The organism is Propionivibrio sp. (assembly GCF_016790145.1).
GTDB lineage: Bacteria > Pseudomonadota > Gammaproteobacteria > Burkholderiales > Rhodocyclaceae > Propionivibrio.
This window is the reverse complement of record NZ_JAEUOI010000127.1, coordinates 1-14,242: the sequence shown is the minus strand read 5'-3', so window position 1 is coordinate 14,242 and position 14,242 is coordinate 1. Positions and strand designations below refer to the sequence as shown.

The following is a 14,242-nucleotide window of genomic DNA, read 5'->3' as shown; positions in this document are numbered from 1 at the left end:
CAGTTCACTTGGCCTGGCCGCGAGGCTGTTCGAGAAAGCGTTCCGCGACCTGTTCCCCATAAAAGCGCAGGCCCGCAGGGCTCGGATGCGGATCCAACGGCAGCAGGGAGAGGCCGGCAGGCACAGCTTCCGGCGCGACGACGCCTGATGTCACACGCACCGCCGTACCGAGGCCCTCTTCAAGGCTGCGCCAGAGCGCAGATTCGGTACGCGACAGGGATAGCCTGCCCGCCGCCAGTTCGGCCGCGTTCGGCAAGTGCACGAGCACGATGTGCACACCGGACACCCTCAGCCGCGCCACGTCGGCGGCGAAGCGGGCGTCTTCCATAAACGATGAGAACCGGATCCGCGGTAGCGAATACATCAGCGGGTCGATCGCGACCCCCGTGGTGATCTTATTGAAGACCACGGACCCGTGCAGATCCCAGAACGACGGCGGACGTCGACCGTGGGCCCGCCAGAGCGCGTCGTGCACCAACCGATACTGCGCGACGATGGCCGTCAGTTCGGGCGTCGGCGGTTGGCCCAGTTGCGCGCGGCACCAGGCATCGGTGGCCGCGGGATGTACCAGGTATTGGTCGCGGGCCTGCGCCAGGTCGACGCCTTCAGCCTCGGGCAGGATCATCGGTCGCACGACGCCGTCGATGGTCTCGATGCGATTCCACCAGCGGGCCCGGGTCAGGTCGTCGGTGATGAAGGCGATCACGATGGCGTCAGGGCGTTGCTGCTCGGCCACCTCGACGGCGAGGTCGATCATTTGCAGCACACCGTAGCCGCCGGCGCCGTAGTTCAGAACGGCTACACTGCGACCAAGGCTCTGTGCCAGTCGATCCTGGAACAGGTCGGGCCAAGTCAGACCCTCGCGGCGCCAGTGGGAAAAGCTGTCCCCAATGACCGCAATCCGGACCGCCGCGCGCGCGTATTCATTAAGGGTCGTGCGACCGCGCAGACCATCGCGGTTCGCACGCGACACCTCGCCCATACACGCCGTGACTGCCCCATCGGTAACCACGACCGGGCTGAACGCAGTGTCGGGCAGATAGCTCACGCCGACCTTGCGGTCATAGACGCCGTAAGGTGCGGCGACCACGCGGAACTGGCTTTGGTAAGCCCCCTTCTTCAATAGCAGGAGCCGCGAACCGAACTCCACTAGCGCGAGCCCGACCACGCACGACATCAGCATAAGCGCGCCGTTCGCCAGCCAACTCCGCCAATTAGCCCGCATGTCAGCCTCTTACCGGTACCAGAGAAACAAACTTGTCGTCGCACCGTAGACGCACCCGGTGCAGCAAGTACGCGGTTGAGATGCCGAGGATCATGAGCCCCGTGTGCCACATGTTGATGTACTTCGACTAGTTGCCATATAGAGTTGGGATCGGCACTTCGTGCGCGCACAGGCCGCCGACGTGCAACTGGATCGGCATCTCCACATCGAAGTGATTACGGACCGCTTGATTTGGCACATTCAAATCGTATTCCGGCCACCGTACGCGCCCGACATGAACCCAGTCGAGGACCTGCGGGCCTGACTCAAGCGCCATGCGCTGGCCAACTACTGTCCCAATAACACGACTGCACGCAACTAGCTCAAGAGCGTTCAAAAGCGCCCTTCGATCAACGCCGCTTGCCGGACGCAGGCTACCCTTAGTTGATGTCATGAAATACGCCAGTCTCAATCAGTTGTGAACAGAATGTAATACTACACTAGCGGCATGTTGCCAGCTTTTAATGAATGTGCCAGGCGCAAAGCCAGCGCGACCACGGTCAAGGTCGGATTGGCGTGGCTGCTGGTGGGCAGCACTGATGCACTGGCGAGATGCAGGTTGTACATCCCGTGTACGCGGCAGTCGGCATCGACCACACCATGAGCTGCGTCTGCGGCCATGCGCGTGGTACCCAGGTGGTGGCCGAGTACCGCCTTGGATTGCGCGAGTTTCTCCAGAGCATCGGGCTCGAATACGAGTTCGCCCCGGCCTTGGGCGCGCAACTCGCGGTCGAGCAACTGGTGGGCGCGCCAGACCGAGTCGATGTCTTGCGGCTGCACCTTGAACTCCAGGTGCAATTGGCGCTGGCCGAGCGCATCACGGCGCTCCGACAGGTGCAGCCCGGCGTCGGCGTGCGGCACCTGCTCGCTCTGGTAGAAGAGGTGAAATTCGTTCGTTTTGTTCTCGATCACCATCGACGGCAGGCGACGCTTCTGAAGAAAGCGGCTGCGCGCGAATGGCGGCAGAAAGGAGACGACCTCGGGCGAGCCGGCCAGCACGTTGCGCAAGTGAGACCAGTAGAGCGCGTACTTGCCGCTGCCCAGGGTGTCGTCACGGCCACGCTGGAAGAGCTTCTTCGCCAGGAAGGCGGCAGACAGTACTGCACTACCGTGGCCCGGATCGTCGAGTAGCGGACGGTCAAGCAACATGTAAATGTTGAGCAATTCCAGTTCGCGCTGTGTGCGTTCGGAAATCCACAGCCGGCGCCGCACATAGACCCCCTGTGCGTCCAGTTCGTAGGCCGACACCACCGGCGCATCAGGTGTAAACCTGGCGCGCGCGATGATGCCGTGAATGTGCGACATGTAGCCGCGTCCGAGCCAGCCCGAGTCATTGCCGATGCCGTCTCGCGCACCCTGCTGCGAACTCATCAACAGCCGAGTTGTTTCCAGACCTCCGCCGGCCAGCACCACCTCGCGCGGCTGCACGTGAAACATCTGCCCTCCGGCAGGGTGTTTGACCTCAATGCCGGTCACGCGCTTACCGCTTTCTTCGGTATGAAGCTTGGTCGCCACCGCTTCGAGCACGACCCGCACGCTCGTCGAGGCCTTCAAGGCATTGCGATACACTTTGCCGAAGTGCGTCGGCGGGCTCCAGCGTTCGAGCGATCCGGTGTCGATCGCTCCATCGCTGAAACCAGGCACCATGTCGCCTGCCGCCGCACCCAGTGCGCTGTCGACGCGGTAGTCGAAAACACCGCATTCCAGATAGTGGTGTGCGCGCGCGTACCAGGGGTCGAGTTCGGTACGGGTCAGCGGCCAGCCACTGTGCGCCACCCAGGGTCGCGGTTCGAAGTCGATACTGTCGTAGGGAAGGCAACGACCGCCCCACAGCGAGGTGGTGCCACCGAGTTGGCGGTAGCGTGCCTGATCGAGTGGCAGGTGACGTTGCGGATCGTTGATTTCGCCTCGATAGAGCGCCTGCGCCGGGCCAGCGCTGCGTTGCCGGCCGGCCTCCAGCAGCAGCACCGAGCGACCGCAGCGTTCGAGTTCGAGCGCCAGCGCGATGCCGGCTGCACCAGCACCGATAACGCAGACATCGCAGGGCAGCGCGCTGCCGTCAGGAACTTCGCGGCTGCTGCCGATCATGGTGACAATGCCGGCAAGGACGCCTCGGCAAAGGCGTTCAGGTTGTCATTGAGGTGCTCCCGGCTACCCATGCCGGCCAGAACCACCGAGACGCCTGCGGCATCAAACAACGCTCTCAGCGCGCTAGTCCGATCACCGTGCTCGCTTGCCCACAGACCGCCGCCAAAGACTTCGCGGGCGATCACGCCAATACCGCGTAAGCTCAGCTCTTCCAGAAGGCCCAGCGTTTCCGCAGGCAGCGCGAGGGGATCACCAGTGGCTGCGGTGCGCGGTGTCAGCGGTAACTGCAGACAGCTCAGTCCCGGCCACATGGCCCATTGACGAGCGTGCGCAACCTCGGCTACGGAGACACCAAATTCGCGCACTTTACCCTCGCGCCGCAAGCACTGCAGCAAGGCCAGCACCTCATCGTGTTGTGCTACCTCCACTGGCGGGCTGTGCAGCAGCAGCAGATCCAGCCGATCAGTGCGTAACCGTTTCAGACTCTGCTCCACGCGAGCGCGCAGGTAGGCCGGATCGAAACATTGTCGCTCGCTGGCCTGGCGCATGCGGGTGCTGCGTTCGCGACCTGTAGCCCAGCGGCGCAGCAGCGGTTGCAACAGCGGCTTGGCAATACGTATCGCCTGCTGCGAGTGGGCCAGCCGCATTCCGGCCTTGGTGGCGATCACGACGCGGTCGCGGCGTCCGGCGAACAGGCGTCCGAGCAGGCGCTCGCTGTCACCCTGACCATACACGTCGGCCGTGTCGAAGAAGTTCACACCGCGATCGAACGCAGCCAGCAACGTAGCCTGCACTTCGGCCGCACTATAACGGGTACCCAGCGAGGCAATCGTCGAGCAACCAAAGCCCAGCCGCGATACCTGCAAATCGGTGCGGCCCAGCGGCGCAAGGAGGAGATTCATCGCTCAGCCGCCCAGCAATCGACGGTAAACCGACTCGGTCTCGTCGACCAGGGACTGCCAACCGCAATCGTTCGCGGCCTGTTCCAGGTGCGGCTGCATCGTATCGCGCAATGCCGGCTCGTCGAGTATGCGCTGCAACGCGGCGGCCAGAGCACCCGGGTCGGCCGGCGGTACCAGCAAGCCGGTCTGCCCGTCGCGCACCACCTCACCGGCCCCGGCCACGGTGGTTGCCACCACCGGCTTGCGATAACCGTAAGCGACCGGAATCACGCCGCTGTTCCAGCCCGCTTCATAGGGCAGTACAACGCACTCCGCACGCTCGAAATAGCCGGCCATGCGTTCGAACGACACGTACTGCGCGACCAGTTCGACATGCGATGCCATGCCGTGGCGCTCGATCGCCTCGTGCAGTGGAGCGGTGTCCATCAGCGCCTTGCCGACCACGGCCAGGTGCGCATCGGGGCATTGCTTTCGTAACAAGGCGAAGGCTTCGAGCAGGGAGCCGATACCCTTGCGCGGTTCGATCAGTCCAAAGCACAGCAGCAGGCGCCTTTCATTCGGCACGGCAGGCGGTTCGGGGCACACATCCTGGCGCATGAAATCCATCAGGTCGGGAACCGGTTTGACGCTTGATTGGGAGACGTCCAGTCGCCAATGGTCGCGAACGAAAGCGCGGTTGTCTTCCGAATTGAAGAAAAGGTAGCTCATTCGCCCCAGCAGGCTCCTGGCGGCGGCGTCGTGGTGTGCACGCCGGCTGTTTGAGTGCAAATCCTGCGGCGTGTAGACCGCCAGCGTTTCCCGGCGTTTGCGCAGCAGCATATCGAGCAACAGGAACATGTCGGGGTGCTGGCCGCCCTGGTAGTGGATGATCTGCGGTCGTAGTTCGCGCAGGTGTCGCCACAGTTGCCACATCCTTACGGGACGCGGGCGGAAGCGGTCGATCGCCTCGATCGGCGTGTAATCCCTGGCATACGCCGCGAGCTCGTAGCCGACACCCGTGAGCAGGCTCACGCGATGACCGCGACGGCCCAGATGCGAGGCCAGATTGTGCGCGTACTGTACGGTGCCAGCTCGCGGCGCAGGGCTGACAAGCAGTACGCGGATCGGGTCCATGACGGAATGCATCGTCTGCACGTTCATGCCAGCGATCCGTAAGCCGCCAGTTGCTCGAGGCTGAAGGCGCGCATGTCACGCTGTTCAGCGCAGGCACGGTACCACTGCGCCGTGCGGGCTACCGCTTCGGCGAGCCGCCAGCGCGGCTGCCAGGGGAGTCGGTGGTGCGCTTTGGTGCAGTCCAGCTTGAGAAAGTGCGCCTCATGCGGTGCCCCGACTGGCGGCTTGTAGTCGACTTGAGCACCCGGCCAGCACGACACAGCCAGGTCCACGACCTCACGCACCGAACGGCAATCGGCATCCTCGGGGCCGAAGTTCCACCCCTCGCTGAAAGCGGCCGGATCTTCGATCAGGGCCTCGGCGAGCAGAAGATAGCCGCGCAAAGGCTCGAACACATGCTGCCAGGGGCGGATCGCGCCGGGTGAGCGCACCTCCAGTGCGCGAGCGGCCGAGAAGGCGCGCATGGCGTCGGGCAACAAGCGGTCTTCGGCCCAGTCGCCACCGCCGATCACGTTGCCGGCGCGTGCCGAGGCGATGGCCGTGCCGCTGTCGGTGAAGAACGAGCGCCGCAGTGCGCTGGTCACCAGTTCGGCGCAGCCCTTGCTGTTGCTGTATGGATCGTATCCACCCATGGCGTCGCCTTCACGGTAACCCCAGATCCACTCGCGGTTCTCGTAGCACTTGTCGCTGGTCACGACGACGACGGCGCGCACTCCTCCGACGCGACGCACGGCCTCAAGCAGGTGTACCGTACCCATCACGTTGGTGGCGTAGGTCTCTACCGGTTCCCGGTATGAACGGCGCACCAGCGACTGCGCCGCCAGATGCAGCACCACCTCGGGTTTTGCCTTGGCCATACTCTCCTGCAACGCCGCGAGATCGCAAACGTCACCGATGCCATGCGCCAGGCCATGCGCTACATTGGCCAGGGTAAACAGGTTCGGTTCGCTTGGCGGCGCCAGCGCGTAACCGGAGACTTCAGCACCCATCGAGATCAGCCACAACGCGAGCCAGGATCCCTTGAAGCCGGTGTGGCCGGTAATGAAGACGCGCCGACCTGCCCACACCGATGACGATGGCAGCCGCTGCGGGTCGCGTACATCGCTCATGACCATTTCTTCCACGGTGCGTGACCACTCGCCCACAGGGCCTCCATCGACAGCTTGTCACGCAAGGTGTCCATCGGCTGCCAGAATCCTTCGTGAGTGAAAGCCATCAGTTGGCCGTCGCCAACCAGTTTCTCGAGCGGTTCGCGCTCCAGCGTGCTGTGGTCGCCTTCGAGGTAGTTGAAGATGCCCGGCTCGAAAACGAAGAATCCGCCGTTGATCCAGCCGCTTTCTGTGACCGGCTTTTCAGCGAAGTGATCAACCCGGCCCTCGTGGATTTCGAGGGCACCGAAACGTGCCGGCGGACGCACCGCCGTCACCGTAGCTATCTTTCCGTGCGCGCGATGAAACGCCAGCAGTGCCTCGATGTCCACGTCGGACAGACCGTCGCCATAGGTGAGCATGAAAGTGCCGTTCTGCAGCCATTGTTTGAGTCTGAGCAGGCGTCCCCCGGTCAGGGTGTCCAGCCCGGTATCGATTACCGACACCTCCCAGCCAATGTCACTGGCATTGAGCAGCTCGCGCCGGCCATCGCTCAGGTTGACACGGTAATCATTGTGGAACAGGTTGAAGTTCAGAAAATAGTGTTTGATCAGCTCGCCCTTGTAGCCGCAGGCAACAACAAAGTCGGTGCAACCATGGTGTGCATAGCCCTTCATGATATGCCACAGAATCGGTTTGCCGCCGATTTCGATCATCGGCTTGGGACGCGCTTCGGTTTCCTCCGAGATGCGCGTTCCGCGTCCGCCTGCCAACAACACTGTCTTCATGTTCACTCCCGATTCAGGTCAATCAAAAGCTGCGTACCAGCGTAGCCATCAGGCGATTGCCAAAGACCTTGAAGTCCTGTGCGGGAACTTCCTGAGCTATGCCCTGGTAACGAATGTTCAGCCACCACCTGGCCTCGAGCGGCAGGCTGAACGAGATGAGCGGGTTCAGGGTATTGATTGTGTCGCCCCCGCTGAGCGGGACATAACGCGAGGCCTGCAGCGCAATGTCCAGACGCGCATTCTCCAGCAGCCGCCAACTGGCGCCCAGACTTGCATTGTGCACACCGTACATGAGGCCGTTGCCGCCGGCAGGATTGACATCGTACCCTGCGGCAGCGTTCCATTGACCATCGCTGAACGTTTGCGTCAACGAGGCGCGCCACAGCAACAGTTGCTCGCCGCCGGTGCCGCGCGTAGGTGCGATTGCCGCCTGGGTCAGCAGCGTCGAGCTCCATTGCTGTTCCCATTCCAGCCAGGGCGAATCGAAGCGGACCGCGGGCTGTCCGGCGAATGTGGCGCTGCGCTGCCTGAAGGTCAGCCCGAAGCGCTGGTTGGCACTCGGCCGTGTACGCGCAGACAGTTCAAGGTCTTGCGCGCGGGTGCGTACAAATTCGGGGTTATCTGAACTGGCCCAGCTTCCGATCCAGCGTGCGCCGATCTCCGTCGTTGCATCGGCGCGCCAGCCGGTAGCGATCTGATGGCGCTGATAGTAAACGGCGAAGAGCTGGTTTGACAGGCTGGGAGCCAACAGCGTCTCGCCGGGCGCCTCCTGCGAGTACAGCATGTTACCCGCGTAATCGACACTAGCTCTGGCCAGCGGTTGTGCCGACGCGATAACTTGCAGAGTGGCGGCATTCAGCGTCTTGTAGCCGATGTTTTCGTAATTTCCGCTGCCCTGGATGGCCTCTACCGAGGCATCGATTTCGATGCTGTGGCGCGCACCGTGCTCGAGCCAGTTCATTCCCGGTGCGACAATCAAGGCGGTACCTTGCTGCATCTTGCTCGGGGTGAGCAGCAGATTGTCGTTATATTCCAGGGTGGCGGCCAGGCGAGGCTCCAGCCCGTCGCGGTTTGAACGAGGCGGTATCAGCGCATGATTGCCGGGCTCGCGCAGCGCCCTGTATTCAATCGGCATACGTTCGTCGGGCACGCGAGTGAACCACGTGCTCAGGTTGCCGAACGGGGGCACCTGCAACACGGCTCTGGCTTCCTCGCTGCCAGCGCAAACCGGCCCTGACGTCAGGTGCAGCACACTCGCCAGGAGCATGGTCATGGTGCTGCGAAAACTCATTGCACGATGACCGTGTCGTCGGGTTCAAGAATGATGTCCTGACCGACGTCTCCGCGGACGTAGGCGTTATAGTCGAAAACCTGCCGTGTTTCACTGCCCCCCTTGCGGCGTATGATGAGCAGGCGGTCGCGCTTGGCAAAGGGTGTAAAGCTGTTGGCCATGGCGATTGCCTGGACCACGCTGACCGGGGCGCGCAACACGAATTCACCTGGCCGCAGTACTTCGCCAACGACATAGATGCGGTAACTGTGCGCCTGCACCAGACTGACGGTGACGACCGCCTCGCGCAGTTGTTCGCGCAACTTTTCGGTCAAGGCCGCTTCGACCTCGGCCAGAGTCCGTCCCTTCACTTCAAGGTGTCCGGCCAGCGGATAACGCAGTGTACCATCGGGTGTAACTGGCAACTGCATGCTCAGCGCAGGCTGTTTCCAGACCGTCACACTCAGCACGTCGCCGGGACCAAGACGAAAGGCGCTTGATGCTGCCGGTGAGGGTTCAGGAAGAGGAGCGCTGCCGGTGACCTGCGCGGCGGCAAACGATGATGTACAGGCTAATGCGACAAAGGCCGCTGTTAAAGCGATGGCGCACCGCAACGATGCGAACCAGGTTAATGCAGTGGGCATGAGCCGTATGGTCAAGGGTGTCTTTGAATGGTGTGTTTTCATATAGGTCAGTCAATGCAGAGGTGGCCGCTCAGTCAGCGCCGGGCGGGGTGGCGCACATCAATCGGGAAATGGCTCACGTCAGGTCTGCAGACGCAGCATCGTGAATAACAAGGAGGCAGTCGACGGCTCATGATGTGACTTTGCGGGTCACGGCGCTGTGCTGCTGCACGCGCCGGCGGATTTCAGGACGCCCGACACCCTGCTCGCGGGCGCGAAGCAATTCGCGGTAAATGGCGCTGGTACGCTCGGCCATGCGTTGCAAGGTAAAACGCTCTTCGACGCGCAGCCGTGCGGCACGGCCAAGGCGTTCACAGGCGACCGGGTCGCCAAGCAATGATTCCGCTTCGCGCACGAGAGCGTTGATATCCCCAGGCGGAATGATCACCCCGCTTTCGCCATGAACCATCATTTCGCGGTTGCCGCCGACGTCAGTGGCAATGATCGCCCGTCGCATGCTCATCGCCTCGAGCAGCGAGTAGCTGAAGCTCTCGACATAGGAGGGGGAGACCAGCACGTCGATGCTCGAGAGTACGGCAGGTATCTCTACCGAGGCCACATTGGTCAGCAGCGCACATTCGGACAGGCCGAGGTCGACGATACTCTTTGCGACTTCAGCCCTGTAGGCCTCCCACCCCGGCGGCGCATCGCCAATGATCAGAAAACGCGCCTGTGGATGACGGTCGGCCAGAACCCGCGCCGCCTTCAGGAAGTCCACCTGCCCTTTGTTCGGATGCACCCGGCCGACCACCCCGAAGACGAAGACGTCGGATCGGCCAAAGAAACGCTGACGCAAGTCGGGCAGCGGCGCTTCGGGTTGAAAGCGCGCGATATCTACCCCGTTGTGCACCACGACCACCGGCGAGCGCAAGGCTCCCGACCCGGCAAAGCTTGCCATGTAACCCGAATCGGTAATCACCGCATCGGCGCGGGCCTGAGCCTTGCGGTCCAGCCACGTATACAGGGCACCGCGTGAGAAGCGTCCACTGAAATTTGTCCAGCCGAAGAAGGCGTTGACCAACGCACAGTTCTCGCGCCGCGCCGCCAGCATGCCGACAATGTCGGCACGGTGATCCAGCGTATGCACGATGTCGGCACCGACGCTGCGGATACGTTCGCGCAGTCGGGTGTAGTCCTGCAAGCCGAACTTGGAGTCGACCTCGATCAGCTCCAGCGACAACCCGCGACGGCGCGCCTCGACGATCCAGGGTGTGTGGGTCATGCCTGGTCGCACGGCAGCGATCAGGCTCCCTTGCACCTCGCGTGAGTCAAGTGCCTGCAGCAGCGCGAAGACGTAGCTTTCGGCGCCGGTGACGTCGCTGATGCCACGCGCGTTGCGGAAATAGAGGACACGAAGTGGGCGCTGGGTCATGGTCTAGGGGCTTGCTCAGTTTGCGCCGATGCCGGCTTGAGTAAAGTTTCGGTTGGGGAATCGGAGTCCGTGTCGGGCGCGTGTGGGATGGGCCGATGGGCAATGGTGTAGCGCACCATCACGAAAATCATGAGTGCTTGCAAAACGCGAGAGCCGGTAGTCGCCCAGGCGGCGCCGACAAGGCCATGCGCCGGCACCAGCCACCAGGCGAGTGCGCACCACATGGCAAGAGCAATAAGGCCGGAGGCGGTATACCAGTGCGGCCGGTCAAACGAAAACAACACGAGATATAGCGGGTGACTCAACAGCGTGGCGATGAAGCCCGGCAGCAACACGCGCATCACCTCGGCACTCCCGGCATAAGCCGGTCCGAACACCAGCGCGACGACAGGGTCCGATAACGGTACGAGCAGGCACAACGCCAGGCTGACCGTGACCAGACGCGGCGCCAGTCGCTTGACGTAGGCACGCAATTCGGCCAGTGTCTCGATACGCGAGGTGGACGGCAGATTGACCGTAAGCAAAGCCACGGTAAACTGGTCGATAAAGAGCAGAAGCGTCGCCGCCGCCGAGTAAAGCCCGGCTTGCGCCGCGCCCTTGGCCTGCGTCAACACCGGCACCGCCAGGTTGACTTGCAGCAGGAAGCTCAAGTTGGCAAGCGCCGTCCACTTGCCAAAGCGAAACAACTGACGTACTGCCGTGGACTCAAAGCGAGCTTGTTGCAGGTCTTCGCGCAACAAGCGCATCCCGATCACAGCAGCCAGGGCGAAAAACAGCGCATGTGTCCACATCAGTGACCACAACGTGAAGACTCCGGCCAGCCACAACATGGGCACACTGAGCAGGCGCAGCAAGTTAACCAGCGGTGTCAGCAAGGCGTAGGCGACGAAGCGTTCACGTGCCTGCAGCACGGCCAGGGAGAGCGTGGCAAAGCTCGCCGCCATGGCCGTAAGCGCCGCCAACTGCAATACTTCACGTAGTGCGGGCGCCAGCCAATGCGCAATACCAAGGACGATCAGCAGCATCGGTATCACCAGCAGACCGCGCATGGCAATGGCTGATCCCAGAATCATCGGCGCGCGCGCCGGATCGCTGTCACGACATTTGGCGTAGAAGCGCACGACGCCGGGGTCGAAGCCTTCGCCGATCAGGTTATGCGCCAGGATGGTGGCAACGATGAAAGTGGTGAACAAACCGAAATCGGCTGGGCCGAGCCCGCGCGCCACCACCAGGCCAAGCAGGAAAGCAAGCCCCGAGCGTGTCATGTTGGCAGCGAAAACCAGCATCGCCGGATGCCTCGCCTGCATGCTCAGCGCGCGCCACAAGCGTATTGACAGCAGGCTGGCCATGCTCATTTCACTTCGCCTTCGGCGCCGGGTCGTGCCGGCAAGACCTCGTAGATGTCCAGTTCAGCGTTGTGAAGCACTGTCTGCAGGCGCTGCGGATGGGCGGAGACAAAGCGCGCCAGGTCATCCGGGTGTTCGTAGTCCATTTCCTTTGCCAGCGCACCACGACCGACGACGATATGCGTAACGCCATGACGGGTGATCATTTCCGACAGTTCGGCGTCGCTGCGGTAGCCATAAGGGGATACGCTGCGGCGTTTCCCGTACAGTGCAAAGGCGCGTGTTCGACCGACGAGCACCACGGCATCAGCCGGCGTATGTTCGCGTACCCAGTCGAATGCCTGAGTTGCCGCCGTGGTGGTGACGCCGGGCTGAATCTCGGTTTTCGCTTGTTTAACCCAGGCCGTGACATAGCTGACGGCCAGAGCCAGGGCCAGAGCCCAGGTCATGGTGGCGCCCCAGACTGGAGCCATGCGCTCCCTGAGCACCCCCAGCCCGACCCAGGCGTAGTAGAGATAAAGCGGGAAAAGCGGGAGCATGTAGCGTTGCTGGATCATCGTGCCTACCCAGTAGACGATCAGCGGCAGCATATACAGCCAAGGCACTATTTCGAGCACGGTCAATCCGCGGCGCAGACAGGCGATGTAACCGGCCAGCGCCAGCAGCGAGGCCAAGACAAACAACAGCGCGCGCAGTGCGAAAGCCGGTTTCGCCGGCAGCCCGTTTAGGAACAACATGGCCAGACTGCTGGTGTAGTGGGTGGCATTGTAGGTGAGCGTATGCAGGTCCAGCGTCAGCAGCCTGGCGTAGCTCGCATCCGAATGCAGCGTCAGCGCCTGCGCGGCAGCCAGTGACAGCCACACCAACGCGGCCGTGACCAGGACCGGGCCAAGCCGCCGAAGTCGCCATAACTCCACCACAGCAAGGGCGGGAAGCAGGACGATGCCGACACTGCGCGTTCCGTAGGCAAGATAGGCGACAATCCCGAGCAGCAAGCCCTGCGCGATGCGCGTACGGTCAACGGTCTGTGGCTGGCCGCTCCAACGTTCGCCGATCCACAGCGTCAGCAGGAAGAAAAAAAGAAAGCTGGTGTCCGGGCGGATCTCGTCACGAAAGTCCAGGAAAAACGGGTTCAGACCGAACAGCGCGACGCCCGCCAGCGCGGCAGTGGTGCCGATGCGTGGCCGCATCAAGGCGTAGCCGGTGACCAGCGCGGCAGCGAGCATGAGTAGTCCGAACAGCTTCAGCATCTGCAGGTCGGCGCCCCAGGTGGCGACCAGGGGCACGATCAGCAGCGGGTACACCGGGGGGTAGGTCGCCGGACCCGGCACCCCCCACGGGTTGGGAATGTAACCTGTGTCGCCATAGCTTCGCCCAGAAATCAGGTTGAACGCGTGTGACACGTACATGGCATAGTCGTCAGACCACTCATGGCCGGGGCGCAGCCCCATGGCATGAACCAGAACGATCGCCAGCACCAGCAGTAGCAGTGCCACGCTACGGCCTGCGCTGTCGCTCTGACCGGCGTGCTCTGCAGTCTGGGCTACGGAAGCGGGTGATTTCATGCCGGGCGCTCCATGTATTTCGCACAGCGCCGCAGACCGAGGCGGTGTAGCAGGTACTCGCCGAGGATCGCGAGGATGGAGAAGCCTGTACGCCAGACGTTGAGGTGGTTGTCCTCATCGCCGTAGTGCGTTGGAATCGGTACCTCGACGACGCGCAGGCCGAACACCCGGCACTGGATGAGGATTTCGACGTCGAAATGGTAATAGCCGGCGTTGCGCTCCAGCGGAAGCCGCGCGAGCGCGTCGCAACGGTAGGCGCGATAGCCCGAATGGAACTCGCTGAGGCGCCAGCCGAGCACCAGGTTGGCGATGCCGGTAAGAAATTTGTTACCCAGGAAGCGATGCAGCGGCATGTTCCCGGCCAGCGCATCGCCGGCCAGTCGCGATCCGAAACAGAGGTCGGCTTCGTCGCGTTCGACGGGCGCAATGATGCGTTCGAGCAGTTCCGGGGCATACTGCGCGTCGGCGTGCAGCATCACGACGACGCTGTGACCACGTGCGATGCAATGAGCGTACGCCACCTTCTGGCTGCCGCCATAGCCGACATTGACCGGATTGCGGATCAGGGTGAAGTTGGATAGCCCGAGTGATTTGGCAACCTCAAGCGCCACCTCGGAAGTACGGTCGCTACTGGCATTGTCCACCAGCACGATCTCGGAAGTGCGTGCCAGGATGTCTGCGGGAATTCGCCGTAAAACCTCGCCGACAAATCGCTCGGCATTGTAGGCAGGGATGTAGATGGCCAGGGTCATGCGGCTCCCAA

At 62.7% G+C, this 14,242-nt stretch carries 12 protein-coding genes; all 12 read right to left on the bottom strand.

Annotated features, from left to right (window positions below; translation table 11 throughout):
- Window positions 1–4: 4 nt before the first annotated feature.
- A complete protein-coding gene (locus tag JNM42_RS10865; RefSeq protein WP_294269375.1) occupies window positions 5–1,183 on the bottom strand; it encodes an SGNH/GDSL hydrolase family protein in 1,179 nt (392 codons plus the stop codon).
- Window positions 1,184–1,699: 516 nt separating this feature from the next.
- Entirely contained in the window at window positions 1,700–3,352 is a 1,653-nt protein-coding gene (locus JNM42_RS10860) for a GMC family oxidoreductase (RefSeq protein WP_294269372.1), read from the bottom strand.
- Window positions 3,349–4,254, bottom strand: coding sequence for an aldo/keto reductase (locus tag JNM42_RS10855; protein ID WP_294269368.1), 906 nt, complete (start codon window positions 4,252–4,254; stop codon window positions 3,349–3,351). Before JNM42_RS10855 ends, JNM42_RS10860 begins: the two co-directional genes overlap by 4 nt.
- 3 nt (window positions 4,255–4,257) lie before the next feature.
- Window positions 4,258–5,394, bottom strand: a complete 1,137-nt coding sequence (locus tag JNM42_RS10850; RefSeq protein ID WP_294269365.1) for a glycosyltransferase family 4 protein — start codon at window positions 5,392–5,394, stop codon at window positions 4,258–4,260.
- The gene (gene rfbG, locus JNM42_RS10845) at window positions 5,391–6,476 is read right to left on the bottom strand and encodes a CDP-glucose 4,6-dehydratase (protein ID WP_294269360.1); all 1,086 of its coding nucleotides are present in this window, start codon (window positions 6,474–6,476) and stop codon (window positions 5,391–5,393) included. Before rfbG ends, JNM42_RS10850 begins: the two co-directional genes overlap by 4 nt.
- Entirely contained in the window at window positions 6,473–7,243 is a 771-nt protein-coding gene (gene rfbF / locus JNM42_RS10840; protein WP_294269357.1) for a glucose-1-phosphate cytidylyltransferase, read from the bottom strand. Before rfbF ends, rfbG begins: the two co-directional genes overlap by 4 nt.
- A gap of 22 nt (window positions 7,244–7,265) precedes the next feature.
- Window positions 7,266–8,534, bottom strand: a complete 1,269-nt coding sequence (locus tag JNM42_RS10835) for a hypothetical protein (protein ID WP_294269354.1) — start codon at window positions 8,532–8,534, stop codon at window positions 7,266–7,268.
- Window positions 8,531–9,157, bottom strand: coding sequence for a polysaccharide biosynthesis/export family protein (locus JNM42_RS10830; protein WP_294269352.1), 627 nt, complete (start codon window positions 9,155–9,157; stop codon window positions 8,531–8,533). The genes JNM42_RS10835 and JNM42_RS10830 overlap by 4 nt, the downstream gene beginning before the upstream one ends.
- 169 nt (window positions 9,158–9,326) lie before the next feature.
- On the bottom strand, window positions 9,327–10,568 hold the full coding sequence (locus JNM42_RS10825; protein WP_294269348.1) for a glycosyltransferase family 4 protein: 1,242 nt from the start codon (window positions 10,566–10,568) through the stop codon (window positions 9,327–9,329).
- Window positions 10,565–11,923: an oligosaccharide flippase family protein gene (locus JNM42_RS10820; protein ID WP_294269346.1), complete on the bottom strand. Its 1,359-nt coding sequence runs from the start codon at window positions 11,921–11,923 to the stop codon at window positions 10,565–10,567. The genes JNM42_RS10825 and JNM42_RS10820 overlap by 4 nt, the downstream gene beginning before the upstream one ends.
- On the bottom strand, window positions 11,920–13,479 hold the full coding sequence (locus JNM42_RS10815) for a glycosyltransferase family 39 protein (RefSeq protein WP_294269344.1): 1,560 nt from the start codon (window positions 13,477–13,479) through the stop codon (window positions 11,920–11,922). The genes JNM42_RS10820 and JNM42_RS10815 overlap by 4 nt, the downstream gene beginning before the upstream one ends.
- Window positions 13,476–14,242, bottom strand: a 767-nt coding sequence (locus tag JNM42_RS10810; RefSeq protein WP_294269339.1) for a glycosyltransferase family 2 protein, incomplete at its 5' end; no start/stop codon positions are given. The genes JNM42_RS10815 and JNM42_RS10810, both read right to left, overlap by 4 nt.